Raw genomic sequence first — 21,802 nt, 5'->3', positions numbered from 1 at the left:
GCCTCCGGCGGGGCGGCCGGGATGGGGGGCTCTACGGGCATGGTGTCTCTCCTTGGACGCGCATTGAACGCGCCAGGGAGGCCCGCGGTTGCCACGACGCTTGCTCCAGCCTGTGTGGCTGCTATAGACGCCGCCGTGCCGGCGGTGTCCGCTCGCGGGCGTGGCGGAACTGGTAGACGCGCTGGATTTAGGTTCCAGTATCGAAAGATGTGGGGGTTCGACTCCCTTCGCCCGCACCAGCTTCGCTCTCGCAAGCGAAGCTTGTAGGACACCGTGATCCCGATCCTATTGGACGAAAGCTGTCGAGAATGCAGACTGTCGAGACGTTGAACGAGGGTTTGAAGCGGGCCTACACGCTCACCATCACCGCGGCCGAAATCGACGCCAAGGTCGATGCCGAGGTGAAGCGCGTGTCGCCGCAGATCCGCATGCCCGGCTTCCGTCCCGGCAAGGTTCCCGCGAACCTGGTGCGCAAGATGCACGGCCCGGCGCTGACCCAGGAAGCGCTCAACACCTCGATCCAGGAAGGCGTGCAGACGCTGCTTTCCGAGCAGAAGCTGCGCCCGGCGCTGCAGCCGCAGGTGTCGCTGGACGAGGGCTTCGAGCCGGGCAAGGACGCGGTCGTCAAGGTCGAGCTGGAAGTGCTCCCGGACGTGCCGGCCCCCGCGATCGAGGGCATCAAGCTCGAGCGTCTGACCGTTCCGGCCGACGAATCGGCGATCGACGAGCGCATCCAGCAGCTCGCCAGCCAGAACAAGCGCCACGAGGACGCGCCGGAAGGCCATGAGGCCGCCACCGGCGACCTGGTCGTCATGGACTTCGCCGGCAAGGTTGCCGGCGTCGCCTTCGAAGGCGGCACCGGCGAAGGCATGTCGATCGAGATCGGCTCGGGCCGCCTGATCCCGGGCTTCGAGGACCAGCTCGTCGGCATCAAGAAGGGTGACGAGAAGACCATCGAGGTCACCTTCCCCGAGGACTACGGCGTCGACACGCTCAAGGGCAAGCCGGCGACCTTCGACCTCAAGGTCACCGACGTGCGCGTGCCGGCCGGCGAGACCGTGGCGGACGACGAGTTCGCCAAGGCGCTGGGCCTGGAGAGCCTGGAGCAGCTGCGCGGCATCCTGAAGGACCAGGCCGGCCAGGAACTGAACGGCCTGACCCGCACCCACATGAAGCGCAAGCTGCTCGACCAGCTTGCCGCCGACCACGACTTCGAGGTTCCGCCCTCGATGGTCGAAGCCGAGTTCAACCAGATCTGGGCGCAGCTCCAGCACGAGGCGACCCATGAGGCCGACCCCGACGCGGCGATGGCCGAGCTGGAGAACGAGCGCGAGGATTACCGCGCGATCGCGGTCCGTCGCGTCCGCCTGGGCCTGCTCCTGTCGGAGATCGGCCAGGCGAACGGCGTCGAGGTCAGCCAGCAGGAAATGCAGCGCCTGATCCTGCAGGCAGCGCAGCAGTATTCGCCGCAGGACCGCGAGCGCTTCATCCAGTACGTCCAGCAGGAGCCGATGGCGGCCGCCCAGCTGCGCGCGCCGCTGTATGAGGACAAGGTCGTCGACTTCCTGTTCGACAAGGCCGAGATCACCGACCGCGAAGTGACCCGCGAGGAGCTGGAAGCCGCGATCGAGAGCGAGGACGGGTTCGCCAGCGGCACCCACGTCCACAACCATGATCACGACCATGACCATGACCACGCGCATGGCCACGACCACGATCATGCGCACGACCACGACCACGGCACCGAGGAAGCGGCTGCCGAGCCGGTGAAGCCGAAGCGCAAGTCGACCAAGAAGGCCGAAGCCGCCGACATCGAGCCGGCCGCCGCCGACGCCGAGGCAGCTCCTGCCGCGCCGAAGAAGAAGGCCGCGACCAAGAAGGCTGCCAAGGAAGAAGGCGTTTCGGACGAGGCCGGCGAGGCCGCACCGAAGAAGAAGGCCGCCAAGAAGAAGGCCGACGACGCCGCCTAAGCGCGCGTCCGACCGGATCAGGGAAGGGCTGCAGGTCGACCGCGACCTGCAGCCCTTTTTGTTTGGCGTGCACCTCCTTCGACCGGACGCGGGGCCGTCGCACGGGAGGGGCTTCGCTCTCCAACCCGTCGCACGCTCGGGCGCGACGCACCTGGGCGCTAAAGGGCGGCGGCCCCCGTGCCCACGCAGGCGCGGGTGCCGCCGGCGACGCACTCGGCGCGCCAGCGATCCCATGTCTCGCGCTTGATCCCCGACTGGACGGCAATCTCGGCAATGTCGGACCACCGATGGATCGGGGGCGCAGACAACAATCGCCGCATGAACATGCGCATCTGGGCCTCGCCGACCGCGCGCTCGAGCGAGAGAAGCAGTAGGGGGCCGTAGTTGTAGCGATAGCCCTCGTCGATCTGCGACGAGGCGGTGATCTCGTCGAGCGCGACGAACGCTTGCGGCTGCTTCTCGGTCGCTTTTCGAAGCTGCGCAACCTGGCGGGACGCTGCGTCCTCGCCCAGATTTGCCTGCTGGGCCTTGATCGACAGGAACTGCGCGGTCGATTCCAGCAGCAGCCAGGCGTAGGGGCCGGTCGGCCGGGTCAATGTACCGAAGTAGTAATGTGCTGTTTCGTGTGACAGGTACGCTGCGTACATCTCGGCCTTCTCTCCCCCGGCGAGCAGGGCATCCCCGATGGCACCGACAGAGCCGCTGAGCGCGATCGTCGGCCAGGTCGCAAATCCCCAGGAGCTTTCCCTGCGATCCCGGTCCACCTGGTTCAGCGTCACCATCCGCAGCAGCGTCGGGTCGTCGGCCATGGGCTGGCCAAGATAGCTGCCGTAGAAGCCGCGAATTCTGGAGAAGTGATCGGCCAGTGCTGCCTGCTGGGCCGCCGTCACTGACTGGTTGAGGATCGTCAGGCCACCGGTCCGCGTGAGCGGCCCGGTGCCGCCGAACAGGAGCAGGGGTCGCGCGAGCTCGCTTCTGAACTGCGCGACAGGACCATTGGTCGCCCCGCTGCCGTTCATGTAGAGGAAGCGACAGCCATCGCAGGCGATCTCCAGATCATAGGCCATCACATCGACCCGCGTTTTCAGCACAGGGTCGAAGGGGGCGGGAAACCACACTGCCTGTTCGGACGCGCGCACGCTGTCTCCGTTAAAGGCGATCAGCCCCTTGAAGTCGGTCGGCGCGTCGCGCTCGGCATAGACGGGGAAGGCGCCGACGTAGGACACGCACATCGTGGCGGGCGCATCTTCCAACGTATACACACGTGCCTCGCCGTCGACCCCTGGATCGAACCAGCCGGTGAAGCTCACGGGCTTGCCGCTCCCATCCGTGACGCGCGCGACGTTCAGTCCGGCATTGAGCACGAAGGTCTTTGCTGTCGCCGGCGGCCGGGCTCCGACGCAAACCTGACCTTCAAATCGTCCGTCTGCCAGGGAAGCGCGGACCTTGCCCGTCGCGCGGACGGGTTGGTCCTTCTGAACCGGCGCGGCAGGCAGCGACGTCGCAGCGAGCAGGGTGAGCCCCAGTACACCGAGCCCGTAGGTACGCGTCTTCATCGTTTCTGATCCCCGGGCCGTGAAAGAGCGGGCGCGACGGCGCTCCGCCCCCAGCGACACTGTCGTTTGCTGATCAAAGCAGTGCGGCGTCCCGCCGAAGAAGGCAGGACGTTGTTCCCCCGCACCATCAACTGCGCCGGTGCAGGCTTAGGCGAGGCAGGCCGCCAGGCGGTCGGCCGACCGGAGCGTCTCGGCGCCAAGGGCCGGGACGGCTTCCGACTTGCCGTAGCCGCGGAGCTTCCGGTAGCGCTGCACGAACAGTGCACCCGGCTGCCCGGTGAGCTCGGCAATCGCACCCTTGCCCTCTTCGGCGACAATCGCGCGCGCCATGACATAGCCCAGGGCATAGAGCACTTCGTCGCCATAGAAGCCCAGGGCATAGACGTCGTCGTACGAAACCTCGGCGCCCGTGTTCAGGCCATGGACCGACAGTTCGAGCAGCGTGACGCTTCGATCGACCAGGCCGATGTTGCGCAACGTCCTTTGCCGCGCCTCGTCGCTTCCCGCGTCGGTCCCCGCTGGCATCGCGGCGACGTCGCCGACCAGACTGGCGCTGCCCTCCATCTCCAGCGATGCGAAGAGCGGGACCAGCTCCTTGCTATGCGGCACCGCAGCCGTGCAGGCCTGGGCCTTGGGCGGGAGCGGCCGCGCCTGCCTAGCGATCCCCTGGACGGCGTGAAACAGCTCGTGCTGCATCACCGTCGCGGCGAGCGGCGCGGAAGGGAACCGGTCCAGGTTTAGGAAGAACTCCGGATCGCCGAAGGCGAAGCCGCCCGACGTGCCGCCCACGATCAGGTGGCCGACGACGTGTCCGCCCAGATCCGGCGGCGTGAACTCCGCGATCCTGCCTTTGACCTGATCCAGGAGATTGGACTTCGGGTCCTCCAGCTTGCCCAGCGTGGCGCGGATCTGTTCGATATGACTTCGCACCTGCCCGAAGCGGAACCTGGCGGGATCGGGTTCGGCATCATTCCCCTGAGCCGCGGCGACCAAGGCCTTTGCGAACAGTTCGTTAGAAGCTGGACGCCCATAATTGCGCGCCTTGCGTATCAGTCCCTGATTGCCGGGAAGCGCAGCCACGCGCAGCGCGTCCGCCGTCGTCAACGCCGGGTTCTGGAGAGCGGCCAGGACCGCCCTGGTCGCCTCTACGTCCACCGTAACGGAAAGGTTCGCACGAGGTCGGCCGGATGCGGCCGATGAATCCTGTGCCGCACCGGGTGCCGCTCCAACCGCGCCCGCCAAGGAGAGAGCCGCAAGCGCAGCTCCGATCCGTCCATATCGCCGCATTTATTCCCCCCCCCAAGAATCCGGCTGGTGTATTAACCTGGCAACACGGCTGTCAAGCGGCAAGACCAGGGCTCGCGGCGAGGCTCCCCCGCGATCTTCTTTTCTGCTGGCGGCCAGTCCGAGGGTTGGGCTAGTCGCGGGCGCAGTCCAGACGCTACCGGAACCTGCATGAAGATCGCCGTCCTCTTGCCCTGCTACAATGAAGAGGCTGCGATCGCGCAGACGGTCGCGGGGTTCCGCGAGGCGCTGCCGGACGCGACGATCTATGTCTATGACAACAACAGCCGCGACCGGACGGTCGAGGTCGCGCGGGAAGCGGGGGCGGTGGTCCGCTCCGAGCGCATCCAGGGCAAGGGCGCTGTCGTGCGCCGCATGTTCGCCGACATCGAGGCGGACGTCTATGTGATGGCGGACGGCGACGCGACCTATGACGCCAGCGTCGCACCGGTGATGGTGGCGCAGCTCGTCACCGAGCAGCTCGACATGATCGTCGGATCGCGCGTCGAGCAGCACCAGGCGGCCTATCGCCGCGGGCACCGCTTCGGAAACCGGGCGATGACCGGCATCCTCGCGCGGCTGTTCGGGCGCAGCTTCACCGACATCTTCTCGGGCTACCGGGTGTTCTCGCGCCGATTCGTGAAGAGCTTCCCCTCGCTGTCCGGCGGGTTCGAGATCGAGACCGAGATCAGCGTCCATGCGCTGGAGCTCAAGATGCCGGTCGCCGAGGTCGAGACCTGCTATTTCGCCCGGCCCGAGGGGTCCCACTCCAAGCTCAGCACCTATCGCGACGGCTGGCGGATCGCGCGGACGATCGCGACGCTCTATCGCTTCGAGCGGCCGCTGTGGTTCTTTGGCGCGGTGGGCCTCCTCCTTGCGGCCGTCGCGCTGCTGCTGGCGGTGCCGCTGGTGGTCACTTATCTACAGACCGGCCTCGTGCCGCGCTTCCCGACCGCGATCCTGGTGACGGGCCTGATGATCCTCGCCTTCCTGTGCGGATTCTCGGGGCTAATCCTCGATACGGTGGTGCGCGGACGGGTGGAGGTGCGTCGGCTGGCCTATCTGGCGCATCCGGCCCCCGGCAACTGACGTCCCGCCGCGGATCGCACCTCGCGGCCCTTGCGCCGGGCGATCCGAGCGCCGATGTTGTGTTTCGAACCTTACCAAGCGGGAACCCAATGCAGGACATCCACGACGCCCTCGTCCCCATCGTCATCGAACAGTCGAGCCGCGGCGAGCGCAGCTTCGACATCTATTCGCGCCTGCTGCGTGAGCGGATCGTGTTCGTGACCGGTGGCGTCGAGGATCACATGGCGTCGCTCATCACCGCCCAGTTGCTCTTCCTCGAGTCCGAGAACCCGAAGAAGGACATCTGGATGTACATCAACTCGCCGGGTGGCGTGGTGACCGCCGGCATGGCGATCCACGACACCATGCAGTACATCCGTCCGCGCGTCGGCACCGTCTGCATCGGCCAGGCAGCGTCGATGGGCAGCTTCCTGCTCGCCAGCGGCGAGCCGGGGATGCGCGTCGCGCTCACCAACGCGCGCATCATGGTCCACCAGCCGTCGGGCGGCGCCCAGGGCATGGCCTCGGACATCGAGATCCAGGCCAAGGAAATCCTGCGCATCCGCCGCCGGATGAACGACCTGTACGCCAAGTACACGGGCAAGCCGCTGGAGGAGATCGAGCGGGCGATGGACCGCGATACCTTCCTGGAGGCGGAAGAGGCCAAGGCGTTCGGCCTGGTCGACCAGGTGTTCGACAAGCGCCCGACCCCGACCGAGGAAGCGCCTGCGGCCTGATCCGCGGCTGGAACATGCCCGCGCCTGAATCCGGCGGCGCGGGCAACGTCCTGATAACCAACGCGTTTTATGGATTGCCGGACCGGTGCCCGAGTGTAGACTGTCGGGCGGTGTAACGCGCCTAGGTGCGCGGGAGAGAAGTGAATGACCAAGCTCAGCGGCGGTGACTCCAAGAGCACGCTCTATTGCTCCTTCTGCGGCAAGTCGCAGCATGAGGTGCGCAAGCTCATCGCCGGCCCCACCGTGTTCATCTGCGATGAGTGCGTGGAGCTGTGCAACGACATCATCCGCGAGGAGACCAAGTCCGCGCTGGTGTCGAAGAAGGACGGGGGCGTCCCCACGCCGCAGGAGATCTGCGACGTGCTGGACGACTATGTCATCGGGCAGAAGCAGGCCAAGCGCGTGCTGTCGGTGGCCGTCCACAACCACTACAAGCGCCTGAACCACGGCCAGAAGGGCGCCGACGTCGAACTCGCGAAGAGCAACATCCTGCTCGTCGGCCCCACCGGCTGCGGCAAGACGCTGCTCGCCCAGACGCTGGCGCGCATCCTGGACGTTCCGTTCACCATGGCGGACGCGACCACGCTGACCGAGGCGGGCTATGTCGGCGAGGATGTCGAGAACATCATCCTCAAGCTGCTCCAGGCATCCGACTATAATGTCGAGCGGGCGCAGCGCGGCATCGTCTACATCGACGAGATCGACAAGATCAGCCGCAAGGCCGAGAACCCGTCGATCACGCGCGACGTGTCGGGCGAGGGCGTGCAGCAGGCGCTGCTTAAGCTGATGGAAGGGACCACCGCGTCCGTTCCGCCGCAGGGTGGCCGCAAGCATCCGCAGCAGGAGTTCCTGCAGGTGGACACGACCAACATCCTGTTCATCTGCGGTGGCGCGTTCTCGGGCCTGGAGAAGATCATCGGCGACCGCCTGCAGGGCAAGTCGATCGGCTTCGGCGCCTATGTGGCCGCTCCCGAGGAGCGCCGCACGGGTGAGGTGCTGCGCCAGACCGAGCCGGAAGATCTGCTCAAGTTCGGCCTGATCCCCGAGTTCGTCGGCCGCCTGCCGGTGATCGCGACGCTCGAGGATCTGGACATCGACGCGCTGGTCAAGATCCTGACCGAGCCGAAGAACGCGCTGGTCAAGCAGTACCAGAAGCTGTTCGACATGGAGGGCGTGCGCCTGGGCTTCAACGACGACGCGCTGGTCGCGGTGTCGAAGAAGGCGATCGATCGCAAGACCGGCGCCCGTGGCCTGCGCTCGATCCTGGAGGGCATCCTGCTCGACACCATGTTCGACCTGCCCGGAATGGATGGCGTCGACGAGGTGGTGGTCGACAAGGACGTGATCGAGGGCCGCAAGGAACCGGTCCGCGTCTATGCGGAAAAGCAGAAGGCGGGAGACGCCGCCTGATCGGCGGCGCGCTCTAGCCAGAACCACGAAACGGGCGCCCGCAACGGCGCCCGTTTCTGCTTTGGGGCTGCGGATAGGGGGGCCGCGGCTGCAAGAACGGAGAATTGAAAGATGAACGCGACAATCGCGACGCTGCTCGGCGGGGCGCTGCTGGCCGCCGCCCCTGCGTCCGCACAGGCGGCCGATCCGGGCGCCTGCACCGCTGCGACCCAGACCCGGCTGATGGTGACGGTACGCGGCCTCAAGAACAGCACCGGCAAGGTCCGGGTCCAGGTCTACGACGGCGCCGGCTTCCTGAAGAAGGGCCGCTGGCTCGGCCGCGTCGAGGCACCCGCGCGCGAGGGGGCGACCATCTGCATCGCCGTGCCGCGCGCTGGCGATTATGCGGTGGCGGTCCGCCACGACGCGAACGGCAACGGCAAGTCCGACTGGAACGACGGCGGCGGCTTCTCCCGGGACCCCAAGCTGTCGCTGATGCGCCTGGAGCCGGACTTCGCCAAGGTGGTGATCCCGGTGCGCTCGGGCGAGAATCGCGTGGCGGTGACGATGAACTACCGCCGCGGGCTGAGCATCGGGCCGATCCGGTAGACTTGCGGCAGGGCGGGGCGCTGCGACCCGAGCGCAAATGCCTTTTTCATCGACGGTGCGGAAGGCCGTCTTGGTCGCAGAGTGCCTCCAGCAACCGCGTGGCGACCTGCCTTTCGGCCGGTGAAAACCCGGCGAGGACGCTATCGTATCGGTCGACGACGTCCCGATAGATCCGCAGCACATCGTCTGCCCGACCTTGCAGAGGCTCCACCAGCGTGCCCCGCCGGTCTCCGGGGTTAGGCAGGCGACGGACGTAGCCGGCGCGCTCGATCCGGTCGATGGCGCCGGTCGCCGCGCCCGATGTCAGCCCCAGGTGATCGGCGATGCGTCCGGGCGTGAGCGGTTCCGGCGACGAGAACACGAGGTCGAGCGTCGCAAGGTCCGTCGTGTGGAGTCCCAGTTCGCGAGCCATGACCATGTCGTTGCGGGCGGCAGTGGCCAGAAATCGCCGAAGCGCGCGAACCAGGCGCATGTTCGTTCCGTCCTCCGGACCTTCGTGCATCCCGTACCTTCTCCCCAAAGTATCTTTGCAACCGAGACATCGCTGTTTCGTTCCGTTCGCATCAGCATGGCCAGGCGTCGCTGCTGCCGGCCAGGGGATACACATTCAGGAGCGAGCCAATGGAACTGCAGGACCAGGTCATCATTGTCACGGGCGGCGCAAGCGGGATCGGACGCGAGGCCTGTCTGTCGCTCGCCCGCAAGGGTGCGAAGCTCGTCGTCGCCGACTTCAATATCGAGGGTGCGGATGCCGTCGTCGCGGAGGTGAAGGCGCTCGGCGTCGAGGCGCTGTCCTATCAGCTGGATGGGTCGAAGGCGGAGGAGGTGAGCGCGCTGGTCGACTTCACCGTCGACAGGCTGCGGACGTTGAACGGCATGTTCAACAATGCCGGCATCGGGCTGGTGAAGCCCTTCCTGGAGATGGACCCGGCATCCTATCTGAAGGTCATCGAGGTCGACCAGCACAGCGTCTATTACGGCATGTATTATGGTGCCCGGAAGATGGTCGAGATCGGCGCGAAGGGCACGTTCGTGAACACCGCTTCGATCTATGGCTCGGTCGCGTCGCGCGGGAGCTTCAACTATAATGCTGCCAAGGCCGCGGTCATCTCGATGAGCCGTTCGGGCGCGCTGGAGCTGGCCGAACATGGCATCCGGGTGGTCGGCGTCGCCCCGGGGTTCATCGATACGCCGATCCTGGGCGATGACGCGGCGTTCAAGGCGCAAATCGCCGCCCAGCACATGCACGACCGGCTGATCGAGCCGGCAAAGGTCGCAAGCGTCGTCGCCTTCCTGTTCACCGACGCCGCATCGGCCGTGAACGGGTCGACGGTCGCGGTGGACGACGGCTTCCTGTCGTTCAAGGCGTGAGGTTGCGCATATCCGTTCGTGCTGTCGTGGGGCTTCGACAAGCTCAGCCCCACCGCAGCACGAACGCTCCAGCCGGACTCTTCCGGCGCTAGCAGGGCGGAGCGGCAGACCAGCTCCCCTGCCGCCGCCCGCACCTCAGGACGACAGACCGCTCACCCCGCCGCCTTCGCCAGCCCACGCGACAGTTGCAGCGCCCCGTGGAGCCGGCTGCGCGGGTCGGGCCAGGCGCGGGAGATGGCGAGCTTCATGTCCGGACGCAGCTTCGCCGCGCCGCCCAGGCGATCGACATAGGCGAGGAGGTTGGGGACGTTCGGGAAATTGTCCTCGTGGAACGTCACGATCGCGCCGCGCGCGCCGACGTCGATCTTGGCGATGCAGGCGCGCTTGGCGTTGAGCTTCGTCTCGATCAGCTTGAGCAAATTCTCGGTCGCCTCGGGCAGCTTGCCGAACCGGTCGATCAGCTCGGCCGCAAAAGCGTCGATGCCGGCGCGGTCCTCCACGTCGTTGAGGCGGCGGTAGAGGCCCATGCGCAGATCCAGGTCGGGGACATAGTCCTCGGGGATGAGGATCGGCGCGTCGACGGTGATCTGCGGCGAGAACTCCTTGGGCTTGTCCTCGCGCAGGCCGCCGGCCTTGGCGTCCAGGATCGCCTCCTCCAGCATCGACTGGTAGAGTTCGTAGCCCACTTCCTTGATGTGGCCCGACTGCTCGTCGCCCAGCAAATTGCCGGCGCCGCGAATGTCGAGGTCGTGGCTGGCGAGCTGGAAGCCGGCACCCAGCGACTCCAGGTCGGACAGCACCTTCAGCCGCTTGGTCGCGGCCTCGGTCATCTGCCGCTCGGGCGCGGTGTTCATATAGGCGTACGCGCGCGTCTTGGCCCGGCCGACGCGCCCGCGCAGCTGGTAGAGCTGGGCCAGGCCGAACTTGTCGGCGCGGTTGATGACCAGCGTGTTGGCGGACGGAATGTCGAGCCCGCTTTCGACGATGGTGGTCGACACCAGCACGTCGTAGCGCTTGTCGTAGAAGGCGGACATGCGCTCCTCGACCTCGCTCGGGCTCATCTGGCCGTGGGCGACGACGTAGCGGATCTCCGGCACGTCCTGCGCCAGGAACTTCTCGATGTCGGGCAGGTCGGCGATGCGCGGGGTCACGAAATAGGCCTGGCCGCCGCGATAATGCTCGCGCAGCAACGCCTCGCGGATCACCACCGGGTCCCAGGGCATCACATAGGTCCGCACCGCCAGGCGATCGACCGGCGGGGTCTGGATCACCGACAGCTCGCGCAGGCCCGACATCGCCATCTGCAGCGTGCGCGGGATCGGCGTCGCCGTCAGCGTCAGCATGTGGACGTCGGCCTTCAGCGCCTTCAGCCGCTCCTTGTGGGTGACGCCAAAGCGCTGCTCCTCGTCGACGATGACGAGGCCGAGCCGCTTGAAGTCCATGCTCTTGGACAGCACCGCATGGGTGCCGACGATCACGTCGATGGTGCCGTCGGCAAGCCCCTCCTTGACCCGCTTGGCCTCGGCTGCGGGCACCAGGCGGGAGAGGCGGCCGACGTTGATCGGGAAGCCCTCGAACCGCTGGGTGAAGTTCATGTGGTGCTGGCGCGCGAGCAGCGTGGTGGGGCACACCACTGCAACCTGCATGCCGGCCATCGCCGCGACGAAGGCGGCCCGCAGTGCGACTTCGGTCTTGCCGAAGCCGACGTCGCCCACGACGAGCCGGTCCATCGGCGTGCCGGCGGCGAGATCGTCCAGTACGTCGCCGATCGCGCGATCCTGGTCCTCGGTCTCCTGGTACGGGAAGCGATCGACGAAGGCGGGATAGCCGCTGTGGTCGGGCTCGGCCACTTCGGCCGGGCGCAGCGCACGCTTGGCGGCAGTAGCAATCAGCTCGCCCGCGATCGCCTGGATGCGCTCCTTCATGCGGCTCTTGCGGCGCTGCCACGCCTCGCCGCCCAGCTTGTCGAGCGTCGCGCCTTCCTCGCCCGATCCGTAGCGGGAGAGGACTTCGAGGTTCTCGACCGGCACGTAGAGCTTGTCGCCGCCGGCGTAGGACAGCGCCACGCAGTCGTGCGGCGCGCGCGACACCGGGATCTGGGTCAGCCCCTCGTAGCGGCCGATGCCGTGCTCGGTATGCACCACCAGGTCGCCGGGCGAGAGCGTCGCCAGTTCCTGGAGGAAGGCGTCGGTGTTCTTGCGCCGCTTGGCACGGCGGACCAGCCGGTCGCCGAGCATGTCCTGCTCGGTCAGCACCGCGACATGGGGCGCGGTGAAGCCGTGGTCGAGGGGGAGGACGATCAGCGTCGGGCCGCGCTCGGCCGCGCCCAGCGCCTCCTGCCAGCCGTCGGCGGCGATCGCGCCCTTGAGGCCGTGGTCTGCAAGCAACCCGGTCAGCCGCTCACGCGCGCCCGTCGAATAGCTGGCGAGGATCGCCTTGCGGCCCTCGCGCTTGAGCTTGGCGAGGTGCGCGACCACCGCCTCATAGACGTTGTTGCCGGCCGTGCGCTCGGGCGCGAAGTCGCGCGGGCCGTCGACGCCGAAGTCGAGCACGGTCGCGCTCTCCGGCTCGTGGAACGGCGTCACCTGATGCGCGGCGGCCTCGTCGAGCCGGCGCGTCCATTCCTCGGCATTGAGGTAGAGCTGATTGGGGAGCAGCGGGCGATAGCTTCCGGGATCCGCCGACTGCGCGCGCGCGCGGTTGGCGTGATAGTCTGTGATGCCCTCGAACCGTGCCTCGGCGGCGCCGGGCGTACCCGCGTCGCGCACGATCACCGCGTCGGCGGGGAGGTGCTCGAACAGCGTTTCCAGCCGCTCTTCGAACAGCGGCAGCCAATGCTCCATGCCCGACAGGCGCCGCCCGTCGGAGATCGCCTGGTAGAGCGGGTCGCCGGTCGCAGTCGCGCCGAAGGTCTCGCGATAGCGCGCGCGGAAGCGCTTGACGCTTTCCTCGTCGAGCAGCGCTTCGGACGCGGGGAGCAGGGTGAAGCCGTCGATGCGGCCGCTGGTGCGCTGGTCGGCGGGATCGAAGGTGCGGACGCTCTCGATCTCGTCGCCGAAGAAGTCGAGCCGCAGCCCCTGTTCGGAGCCCGAGGGAAAGAGGTCGACCAGCCCGCCGCGGACCGCGAACTCGCCGGCGTCATGGACGGTCTCGACCCGCACATAGCCGTTGCCCTGGAGCAGCTCGGCCAGGCGATCGAGCGAGATGCGCTCGCCCGGCGCCAACCGCGCCACCAGCTGGCGGATGCGGAACGGGGTCAGCACGCGCTGGGTGACGGCGTTGACGGTGGTCACCAGCAGGCGTGGCGCCTTGCCGGGGCTCTGGAGGGCGTGGAGCGTCGCCAGCCGCTCGGACATGGCGCGCAGCGTCGGGGAGGCGCGGTCGTAGGGGAGGCAGTCCCACGCCGGGAAGCTCAGTACCTCCAGCTCGGGCGCGAAGAAGGGCGCAGTCGCCGCCACCGCCCGCATCGCCGCCTCGTCCGGGGCCACATAGACCACCCCGCCGGCGCTTCCCCGCGCCAGATCGGCGAGCAGGCTGGGCAGGAACCCCGCCGGCACGCCCGAAAGCGTGAGCGGGCGGCTGGCGGACAGGATGGTCTGGAGATCGGGCATGTCGGGCGCGGGCGTTCCGTTCGGTCTGAGACGTGGGAAGGCGGGATCGCCGTCAGCGGGCGATCGGCACGTAGTTCAGAGTCTTGAGCGCCGCCATCACGGTGCCTTCGAACTGCGGCGGCACCGGCTGGGTTCCCATCGCCCAGGCCATGATGTCGACGTCCTGCTCCTCCAGGAAGGTCTCGAACCACTCGATCTCGGCATCGCTCCAGGTTTCGCCATGCGCGTCGAAGAAGCCGCCGATCATCAGGTCGGCTTCCTTGGTGCCGCGGTGCCAGGCGCGGAAGCGCAGGCGCTTGAGACGGGTTTCGCGGTCCATGGGATCTCCAACGGCAAGGAGCCGGCGGACGCGAACGGCCGTCGGCGAGTCAGTGCGACGCCGCTTCCCGACACGGGCCGAAACGCGGTAGGGGCAGCAGATAGTCATGCGTCCCCAACTTCTCAATCCGCTGTTCGCCGAGGTCACCGCCCTGAAGGGGGTCGGCGCCGCCATGGCCAAGCCGCTCGACCGGCTGGGCCTGTCGCGCGTGATCGACGTCGCCTTTCACCTGCCGAGCGGCTGGGTCGACCGGCTGCCACGCGACACGCTCGACATGGCGGATGCGGGGCGGATCATCGCGATCACGCTGACGCCGACCGACTATCGGCTGAGCGCCGGGCGGGGCCCGACGCGGGTGCAGGCGCAGGATGCGGCCGGCAATGTCGTGAGCCTCGTCTATTTCGGCGGCAACGCCGGCTGGGTGAAGAAGCTGCTGCCGCTCGGCGAGCTCAAGCGCGTGTCGGGCAAGCTCGAGACCTATGGCCAGTCGCTCCAGATCGTGCACCCGGACCAGGTGCTGCCGCTGGACGAAGCGAGCGGCCTGCCGGAGCGCGAGGCGGTGTACCCGCTGTCCGAAGGGCTCACCTCCCGCCGGGTTGCGGGGCTGGTGGAGCAGGCGATCGAGCGGGCGCCCGAGCTTCCCGAGTGGATCGAGCCAAGCCTGATTTCGACCAAGAACTGGCCCAGCTGGCGCGAGGCGCTGGTGCGCATCCACGCCGACCCCGCCGATGCCAAGGCGCGCCAGCGGCTCGCCTATGACGAGGTGTTCGCCAACCAGCTGGCGCTGCTGCTGGTTCGCGGCGAGGCACGCGCCAAGCGCGGCCGGCCGCTGACCGGCGACGGCAGCGTGCGCGCGCGGCTGAAGCTGCCCTATGCGCCCACCGGCGCGCAGGCGCGGACGATTGCGGAGATCGAGGGCGACCTGGCGCAGGTGCAGCCAATGCTGCGACTGCTGCAGGGCGACGTTGGTTCCGGCAAGACGCTGGTGGCGATCATGGCGCTGCTGATCGCGGTGGAGGCGGGCGCACAGGGCGCCTTGCTCGCCCCGACCGAGATCCTCGCGCGCCAGCATGGCGAGACGCTGACCCGGCTGCTGTCACCGATCGGCGTCAACGTCGCGGTGCTGACCGGCCGCGACAAGGGCCGCGCGCGCGAGGCGACGCTGATGGGGCTGGCAGACGGGTCGATCGACATCCTGGTCGGCACGCACGCGATCTTCCAGGAGGGCGTCGGCTATCGCGACCTGGGGCTGGTGGTGGTGGACGAGCAGCACCGCTTCGGCGTCGCCCAGCGCATGATGCTCCAGGCCAAGGCGCAGCGCCCGCCGCACCTGCTGGTGATGACCGCCACGCCGATCCCGCGCACGCTGACGCTTGCCCAATATGGCGAGATGGACGTCAGCCGGCTGGACGAGATGCCGCCCGGTCGCGAGCCGATCGAGACGCGGGTCGTGTCGGAGGATCGGCTGGACGAGGTAGTCGACGCGCTCGCCCGCCACCTGTCCGGCGGCGGTCAGGCCTATTGGGTGTGCCCGCTGGTCGAGGAGAGCGAGAAGAGTGACCTCGCCGCTGCCGAAGCGCGCGCGGAAGGCCTGCGCCAGCGGTTCGGCGAACGGGTCGGGCTGGTCCACGGCCGGATGAAGGCGCCCGAAAAAGATGCGGCGATGGCCGATTTCCAGGCGGCGCGAACCGGCGTGCTGGTCGCGACCACGGTGATCGAGGTCGGCGTGGACGTGCCCAACGCCACGCTGATCGTGATCGAGGCGGCGGACCGCTTCGGCCTCGCGCAGCTCCACCAGCTGCGCGGTCGGGTCGGGCGGGGCGGGGGGATGTCGCGCTGCCTGCTGTTGAGGGGCAATGCGCTCAGCGAAACCTCGCGCGCGCGGCTCGCCTTGATGCGCGAGAGCAACGACGGCTTCCGCATCGCCGAGGAAGACCTGCGACTGCGCGGCGCGGGCGAGATCCTCGGCACCCGCCAGTCGGGCGAGATGCAGTTCCGCCTGGCAACGCCAGAGATGCTCGACGACCTGATGCCGGCTGCCAACGGCGATGCCCGGCTGCTGGTCGACCGCGACGGCGGCTTGCACGGCCCGCGCGGTGAGGCGGCGCGGCTGGCGCTCTACTTGTTCGAGCGCGATGCTGCCGTGGGACTGCTGCGCTCGGGCTGAGGATCGAAGGGCGGCAGCGGCTCCAGCACCTTGGCGAGCAGTTCGTAATAGCTCGCGCGGTCGATCGGCATGTCGAACATGCAGCCGAAGCGCATGCCCTTGGCCCAGCGCACGTCCGCACCCATCACGCCCACCACCGGCAGGATCAGCCGCAGCCGGTCGCCGGGCTGGAACGCCAGGTCGGTGGTCGCAGAAAGGCCGTGCGAGGAAATGTTGAGAACGCGCAGTTGCAGCGCCTCGGCCGCAGGACCGAAGCCCCGCGCCTCGAACTGCACTTCGTCGCGCACGTGCGACGGCTCGACCGCCCCCGCCGTCGTCTGCCTGAACTTCTCGTCCATGGCGCCCCCTTGCGACGAATGGATATCAGCATTGGCGGGGATGGGGAAGGACGGATGCTTGCGCGCTATTTGGCACAATGTTGGGGAGGTGCCGGTTTCTCTCGGTAGCCGGCAGAGGCCGGGGTCCAGTTGGGGGCGGCTGGCGGGCGTGCGGACCCTGACTACCGCCTTCCCACCTGGGCCCCGGCCTTCGCCGGGGTACGAAGAAGGGGGATGGGCCCTTCGTGCTCCTGCGGAGGCAGGAGCCTAGGGTCGTCAGGCGCAACCGGGCGTTGCTCTGCTTGGCTCTGGATCCCTGCCTGCGCAGGGATACGGTGGGGAGCGGTGGAAGCTCCCGCATCCGGCCAAGGTCGCGCAGCGGGGCTACGCCAGCAGCTTTTGCCGCTAGCGCGCCGGCGTCACGCCGCCGGCAGCAGAATGCCGTGGTGCTTCTTGCCCGAGGACAGGCGCACCGGCGCCGAGACGGTGATCTGCATCGCCTCGTCGGTGATCTTCTCGCCGTCGACGCGGGCGCCGCCGCCCTTGATCAGCCGGCGTGCCTCGCCCTTGGAAGCGGCAAGACCCAGCGCCACCAGCGCATCGACCGCGGTGATGCTGCCCTCGGCCAGTTGGTGCGTGGGAAGCGCGTCGCCCGCGGCACCCTCTTCGAAGGTGCGGCGCGCGGTTTCGGCCGCCTGGACTGCCGCTTCTTCGCCGCGACAGAGCGCGGTCGCGGCGTCGGCCAGGATCTTCTTCGCCTCGTTGATCTCGGCGCCCTGCAACGCCTCCAGCCGGGCGATCTCGTCCAGCGGCAGGTCGGTGAAGAGGCGCAGGCGGGTGCCGACGTCGCGGTCGTCGGTGTTCCGCCAGAACTGCCAATAGTCGAAGTGCGACAGCAGGTCCTCGTTCAGCCACACCGCGCCGCCCACGGACTTGCCCATCTTGGTGCCGTCGGCGTTGGTGAGGAGCGGCGTCGTCAGGCCGAACACCGGCGTGCCATCGACGCGGCGGGCGAGGTCGACGCCGTTGACGATGTTGCCCCACTGGTCCGACCCGCCCATCTGCAGGCGGCAGCCGGCGCGGCGCGACAGCTCCAGGAAGTCGTACGCCTGGAGGATCATGTAGTTGAATTCGAGGAAGCTCAGCGACTGCTCGCGGTCCAGGCGCATCTTCACCGAATCGAAGCTCAGCATCCGGTTGACCGAGAAATGCTGGCCGATGTCGCGCAGGAACGGGATGTACTCGAGCTTGTCGAGCCATTCGGCATTGTCGAGCATGATCGCGTCGCTCGGCCCGTCGCCGAACGTCAGGAAGCGTTCGAACACGCGCTTGATCGAGGCGACGTTCGCCTGGATCGTCTCCTCCGTCATCAGCTTGCGGGCTTCGTCCTTGAAGCTGGGGTCGCCGATCTTGCCGGTGCCGCCGCCCATCAGCACGATCGGCTTGTGGCCGGCGCGCTGGAGCTGGCGCAGCATCATGATCGAGACGAGGTGGCCGACGTGGAGCGACGAAGCGGTCGGATCGAAGCCGATATACCCCGGCACCACCTGGCTGGCCGCAAGCGCATCGAGCGCCGCTGCGTCGGTCACCTGGTGGATGTAGCCGCGCCCGTCGAGCAGGCGGAGGAGGTCGGAGTTGTACTGGGTCATGGCTCGATCATTCTGCTGTTTGCGCGGCCTCCCTAGCCGCTCGGCGCCCGCGAAGTCGAGAAGATGCGATTTCCGGCGCATTTGCGCGTCCTGCGCCTCTTGGCAGCGCCGCTGCGCCCGCCTAACCCGATGCCCATGCTTGCAGGGCTTATTTTCGCGACCGAGGACGCCGAGGGGCGCGCCGGCACGCTCGCCGCGACGCTGCCCTTCGGGGGCATGACGCTGATCGAATACCAGGCGCGGCTGCTCGCCGCAGCCGGCGTGGGGCAGATGGTGGTGGCGGTGGGACGAGTGACGCCCGCGCTGCTCGGCGCCGTCAGCCGCATCGCCAAGCGCGAGGTGACGGTCGACATCGTCCGCTCGGCCGAGGAAGCCTCTGCCAAGATCCATCCGCTGGCGACGGTCGTCGTGATCGCGGACGGGCTGGTGACCACCGACACGATGCTGCACGCGATGGCGGGCGAGGCGCCCGACGCGATCCTGGTGACGCCCGAGGCGGAGGCGAGCGGCGCGGTGGAGCGGCTCGACCGCGGCCAGTGCTGGGCGGGCGTCGCGACGCTTTCCGCGCAGCGGCTCGCCGAAGTGGCGGCGCTGCCCCGCGAATATGACTTCCAGTCGACCGTGCTGCGGATCGCGGTGGAGGCGGGCGCCCGTCACGTGGCGCTCCCTGCCTCCGCCCGCCGATCGGGCCATGGCGTGGAGCGCGACGCGGAGGTGCTGGCCGGCCGCAGCAACGACGTGCTGGGGGCGCTCGCCAACCAGCGCACCGGCTGGGCGGATCGCTGGTTCTTCACCCCGATTACCCGCTTTCTCCTTCCCCAGCTCGTCCGGCGGGAGGTGCCCGCCTGGGCGACCGCGGTTGCAGGGGGCGGCGCGGGGCTGCTCGCGCTGCTGACGCTGGGGCTGGGGCATCCGGCGCCCGGAATGCTGCTCGCGCTCCTGTCGGTGATCCTGCTTTCGGCCGGGTCGCTGCTCAGCTGGCTGCGGGGCGACAATGTCCGCGCGAGCCAGCAGGAACAGGGCATCCTGCTGCTGGCGGTGCTGTCGGCGCTGCTGCTCGGCATCATCGCGTCGCTTGCCGCGGGGCATGCGACGCCGTTCGTGCTGGCGCTGTGGGGCGTGGCGAGCAACACCGTGGCAGATCGCGTGCCGGTGCGCCCGCGCCCCTGGTATGCGAGCGCCGCCTCGCAGGTGCTGCTGCTGACGCCCTTCGCGCTGCTGGGCCTGGCGACGCTGGGCCTGGCCCTTGCGACGCTGCACGCGGTCGTCAGCCTGGCCGCGGCGGTTGAAGCCAGCCGTCATAAGGCTTAGGCCGGTCTTAACGACCGCACGTTAGGCGAGGGTGCATGGCCGCCCGTTCGACCCAGATTGATCCCGATCCCGCAGCGCTGCTCTCCCATGCGGCGGCGCGCGGCATGCGTGCGCAGGTGCGGGCCGCGCCGCCGGTGGCCGCGTTGTTCGCGCCGCCGTCCGACCCCCTCGACGATCGCACCCGCGCCGCCCTGTCGGAGCGGCTGGAGCGGCTGGTCCGCACCTCCGCCGATCGGCTGGCCGAAGTGGCGGCCGCGCGGCTGGACGCCGCGGCCGAGCCGGCCTTGGCCGCACGCATCCGGGGCGAGGCCGAACAGGTCTGGGACCGGCTTGCCGCGGTGCCGACGCTGTGGGACGAGACGCTGCTTGCCGAATTGCTGGCCGAGACGCGGCTGGCGCTGCTTGCCGCCGCGCTTCCGGTGCGCGCCCCCTTCAACCCCGACCAGCCGAGCCTGCTCGCACGGCTCGCCCATTCGGACGACGCCCTGATTGCCGAGGCGGCCAAGCTGCTGCTGCTCCACGGCAGCGTTGCCGAGTATGCGACGCTCCAGCAGCTGTGCTGGCCGATCGCGGCGGCGCTGCGCCAGAATGCGACCGATCCGGAGGAGATCGCGCTGCTCGACCGCGCGCTGATCTCGGCGGTGGAGCAGTTGCGCGGGCAAGACAACGAGGCGCCGGCCGCCGCGCGGCTCGCACGCGCGCTGCGCCGGGACGTGGCGACGCTGCCGGAGCTGATCGAACAGGCGCTTGCCGACCGCCGGCTCGAACTGGTCGTGGCGCTGATTGCGGACGCAGGGGGCCTCGGCCCTCGGGCGGTGCGGGACCTGGTGCTGGAGCGCGACCCGGCGCCGCTCTGCATGTTGCTGCGCGCGCTCGACCTGCCGCGCGAGACGCTGGCGCGCATCGGCTTTGCGCTGTGCGAGGCGGATCCCGCGCGGGATCTGGACGCGTTCGCCGACCTGATCGACGAGGTCGCCGCGGTGCCGCTGCAGGCGGCATGGCGGGCGGTGGCGGCGATGGCGCTTCCCGCCGGCTATCGCACCGCGCTGCTCGCGCTGGGCGATGGAGCGGGCGCATGAGCGGCTTCGATCGCTATCACCAGCCGGCGTCCGCGATGCTCGATGCCGACGGGCGGCTGCGCCATGCCGAGCCGCGGCTGGCGGGGCTGAACGCCCGTGCCGGCGGCGAGCCCGGCCAGCCGATCGCGGTTCCCGCCATGGCGGAGCTGGTGCGCATCAGCCGCCGCCTGGGCATCGACGTCGCGCGCAAGATCCTGGTCGCCGATGGCGAGGACGATGTCGAGCTGTGGGTGCAGGTCGAGCCCGAGGGTGACGGCCTGCGGCTGACAGTCGGCGCCTGGGGGCTTCCGGGCGACGGCGAGGGGACGCACGACGAGGCCGACGCCGCCGAGTTGCTGGCGCTCGATGCCGACTGGCGCTGGGAGGCAGACAGCGGGCTCCACCTGACCTATGTCTCGCCCGCCGCGGGCACCCGCTTCGGCTTTGATGCGACGGACGTGCTCGGCCGCCCGCTCACCTGGCTGTTCCAGCTGACGGACGATGGCGAGGGAGGCTTCCCGATGCTGGGCGCGATGGCGTCGCAGCAGCCGTTCGAGGGGCAATATGCGACGCTGCGCGATACCGGGCGTACGGTGCTGCTGTCCGGCGTGCCGCGCACCGACGCCGGAGGGCGCTTCGCGGGCTTCATCGGCGCGGCCCATGCCGTCGAGCCGGACGCGCCCGAGGCGCAGCCGGAGCCGCAGGGCCTGCCGCAGAACTTCGGCAAGCGGTTGCGCGCGGCGCTGCGCCAGCCGCTCGACCGGATCGTGGCCCATGCCGACAGCATCAGCGCCCAGGCGGACGGGGCGCTGCTCCAGGACTATGCCGACTATGCCGGCGACATCGCGAATGCCGGCCGCCACCTGATGGGCCTCGTCAACGACCTGGAGGACGTGCAGGCGGTCGAGGACCCGGACTTCGCGATCGCCGTCGAGTCGCTGGACCTGGCCGACGTGACCCGTCGCGCGGCCGGGTTGCTGGCGGTGCGGGCGGAGCGGGCCGGGGTGACGATCGACCGACCGGGCGCGCACGAGACGCTGGCGGCACGCGGCGAATTCCGCCGCGCGCTCCAGATCCTTGTCAACCTGATCGGCAATGCGGTCCGCTATTCGCCGCCGGGGGCCACCGTGTGGGTGCGGCTGGAGCGGGAGGGGCAGATCGCCTGCGTGATCGTGGCCGACCAGGGCAAGGGGATCGCGCCCGAGGACCAGGCCCGCATCTTCGAGAAGTTCGAGCGGGTCGACCCGAGCGAGCAGGGGGGAAGCGGCCTCGGCCTCTACATCGCCCGACGGCTCGCCCGCGCCATGGGTGGTGACATCGTGGTCGACAGTGCGCTGGGGGAAGGCGCGCGCTTCGTCCTCACCCTGCCGCTGGTGGAGTAGGCGG

At 68.9% G+C, this 21,802-nt stretch carries 17 protein-coding genes and 1 tRNA gene; 11 read left to right on the top strand and 7 right to left on the bottom strand.

Translation table 11 applies throughout. The annotated features are described in order from the left end of the window. The first annotated feature begins 154 nt into the window (after window positions 1–154). Together VPH46_RS12125 and tig are read left to right on the top strand one after the other, a co-directional pair. Window positions 155–239 (top strand) — tRNA-Leu (locus VPH46_RS12125). A gap of 69 nt (window positions 240–308) precedes the next feature. Then, window positions 309–1,970, top strand: a complete 1,662-nt coding sequence (gene tig / locus VPH46_RS12120; RefSeq protein WP_416611538.1) for a trigger factor — start codon at window positions 309–311, stop codon at window positions 1,968–1,970. Window positions 1,971–2,128: 158 nt separating this feature from the next. Here tig and VPH46_RS12115 read toward each other — a convergent pair whose 3' ends face one another. Both VPH46_RS12115 and VPH46_RS12110 read right to left on the bottom strand, forming a co-directional pair. Beyond that, entirely contained in the window at window positions 2,129–3,526 is a 1,398-nt protein-coding gene (locus VPH46_RS12115) for a hypothetical protein (protein WP_416611536.1), read from the bottom strand. A 147-nt stretch (window positions 3,527–3,673) separates the two neighbouring features. Beyond that, window positions 3,674–4,681: a DUF5700 domain-containing putative Zn-dependent protease gene (locus VPH46_RS12110; protein ID WP_416611534.1), complete on the bottom strand. Its 1,008-nt coding sequence runs from the start codon at window positions 4,679–4,681 to the stop codon at window positions 3,674–3,676. A 300-nt stretch (window positions 4,682–4,981) separates the two neighbouring features. On the opposite strand from VPH46_RS12110, the gene VPH46_RS12105 reads away from it, so the two are divergent. The 4 genes from VPH46_RS12105 to VPH46_RS12090 all read left to right on the top strand — a co-directional run bounded on the left by VPH46_RS12105 (window position 4,982) and on the right by VPH46_RS12090 (window position 8,613). After that, complete coding sequence (locus VPH46_RS12105) at window positions 4,982–5,899, top strand: glycosyltransferase family 2 protein (RefSeq protein ID WP_416611532.1); 918 nt, start codon at window positions 4,982–4,984, stop codon at window positions 5,897–5,899. An 89-nt stretch (window positions 5,900–5,988) separates the two neighbouring features. After that, window positions 5,989–6,615: an ATP-dependent Clp endopeptidase proteolytic subunit ClpP gene (gene clpP, locus VPH46_RS12100; protein ID WP_239435399.1), complete on the top strand. Its 627-nt coding sequence runs from the start codon at window positions 5,989–5,991 to the stop codon at window positions 6,613–6,615. A 144-nt stretch (window positions 6,616–6,759) separates the two neighbouring features. Next, window positions 6,760–8,025, top strand: a complete 1,266-nt coding sequence (gene clpX, locus VPH46_RS12095; RefSeq protein ID WP_125960446.1) for an ATP-dependent Clp protease ATP-binding subunit ClpX — start codon at window positions 6,760–6,762, stop codon at window positions 8,023–8,025. A 111-nt stretch (window positions 8,026–8,136) separates the two neighbouring features. After that, window positions 8,137–8,613, top strand: a complete 477-nt coding sequence (locus VPH46_RS12090; RefSeq protein WP_416611529.1) for a DUF2141 domain-containing protein — start codon at window positions 8,137–8,139, stop codon at window positions 8,611–8,613. A 46-nt stretch (window positions 8,614–8,659) separates the two neighbouring features. On the opposite strand, the gene VPH46_RS12085 is transcribed toward VPH46_RS12090, so the two are convergent. Continuing rightward, entirely contained in the window at window positions 8,660–9,085 is a 426-nt protein-coding gene (locus VPH46_RS12085) for a MarR family winged helix-turn-helix transcriptional regulator (protein ID WP_416611527.1), read from the bottom strand. 149 nt (window positions 9,086–9,234) lie between these two features. Between VPH46_RS12085 and VPH46_RS12080 the strand changes: the two genes are divergently transcribed. Next, window positions 9,235–9,984, top strand: coding sequence for an SDR family NAD(P)-dependent oxidoreductase (locus VPH46_RS12080; protein WP_416611525.1), 750 nt, complete (start codon window positions 9,235–9,237; stop codon window positions 9,982–9,984). A 152-nt stretch (window positions 9,985–10,136) separates the two neighbouring features. Here the strand turns inward: VPH46_RS12080 and mfd are convergent, their stop codons facing one another. Next, window positions 10,137–13,595, bottom strand: coding sequence for a transcription-repair coupling factor (gene mfd / locus VPH46_RS12075; protein ID WP_416611523.1), 3,459 nt, complete (start codon window positions 13,593–13,595; stop codon window positions 10,137–10,139). 52 nt (window positions 13,596–13,647) lie between these two features. Further along, on the bottom strand, window positions 13,648–13,914 hold the full coding sequence (locus VPH46_RS12070) for a succinate dehydrogenase assembly factor 2 (RefSeq protein WP_239435394.1): 267 nt from the start codon (window positions 13,912–13,914) through the stop codon (window positions 13,648–13,650). 106 nt (window positions 13,915–14,020) lie between these two features. Between VPH46_RS12070 and recG the strand changes: the two genes are divergently transcribed. Then, window positions 14,021–16,081: an ATP-dependent DNA helicase RecG gene (gene recG / locus VPH46_RS12065; RefSeq protein WP_416611521.1), complete on the top strand. Its 2,061-nt coding sequence runs from the start codon at window positions 14,021–14,023 to the stop codon at window positions 16,079–16,081. Here recG and VPH46_RS12060 read toward each other — a convergent pair. Both VPH46_RS12060 and tyrS read right to left on the bottom strand, forming a co-directional pair. Beyond that, window positions 16,033–16,419 (bottom strand): PilZ domain-containing protein, encoded by a 387-nt coding sequence (locus VPH46_RS12060; protein WP_416611519.1) that lies wholly within the window; start codon window positions 16,417–16,419, stop codon window positions 16,033–16,035. The genes recG and VPH46_RS12060 overlap by 49 nt on opposite strands. Before the next feature lie 398 nt (window positions 16,420–16,817). Next, entirely contained in the window at window positions 16,818–18,047 is a 1,230-nt protein-coding gene (gene tyrS / locus VPH46_RS12055) for a tyrosine--tRNA ligase (protein ID WP_416611517.1), read from the bottom strand. A 135-nt stretch (window positions 18,048–18,182) separates the two neighbouring features. Between tyrS and VPH46_RS12050 the strand changes: the two genes are divergently transcribed. From VPH46_RS12050 to VPH46_RS12040, 3 genes are read left to right on the top strand one after another with little or no spacing between them, the layout of a single operon-like run. Then, window positions 18,183–19,358, top strand: coding sequence for a hypothetical protein (locus tag VPH46_RS12050; RefSeq protein WP_416611515.1), 1,176 nt, complete (start codon window positions 18,183–18,185; stop codon window positions 19,356–19,358). Between the two features lie 35 nt (window positions 19,359–19,393). Beyond that, a complete protein-coding gene (locus VPH46_RS12045) occupies window positions 19,394–20,437 on the top strand; it encodes a DUF2336 domain-containing protein (protein ID WP_416611513.1) in 1,044 nt (347 codons plus the stop codon). Beyond that, entirely contained in the window at window positions 20,434–21,798 is a 1,365-nt protein-coding gene (locus tag VPH46_RS12040; RefSeq protein WP_416611511.1) for an ATP-binding protein, read from the top strand. Before VPH46_RS12045 ends, VPH46_RS12040 begins: the two co-directional genes overlap by 4 nt. The last annotated feature ends 4 nt before the right edge of the window (window positions 21,799–21,802 follow it).

It is taken from the genome of Sphingomonas sp. MJ1 (PH-R8), assembly GCF_048058635.1.
Taxonomy (GTDB): domain Bacteria; phylum Pseudomonadota; class Alphaproteobacteria; order Sphingomonadales; family Sphingomonadaceae; genus Sphingomonas.
Note: the sequence above shows the minus strand (reverse complement) of the source record. Positions and strands in the feature narration are given on the sequence as shown.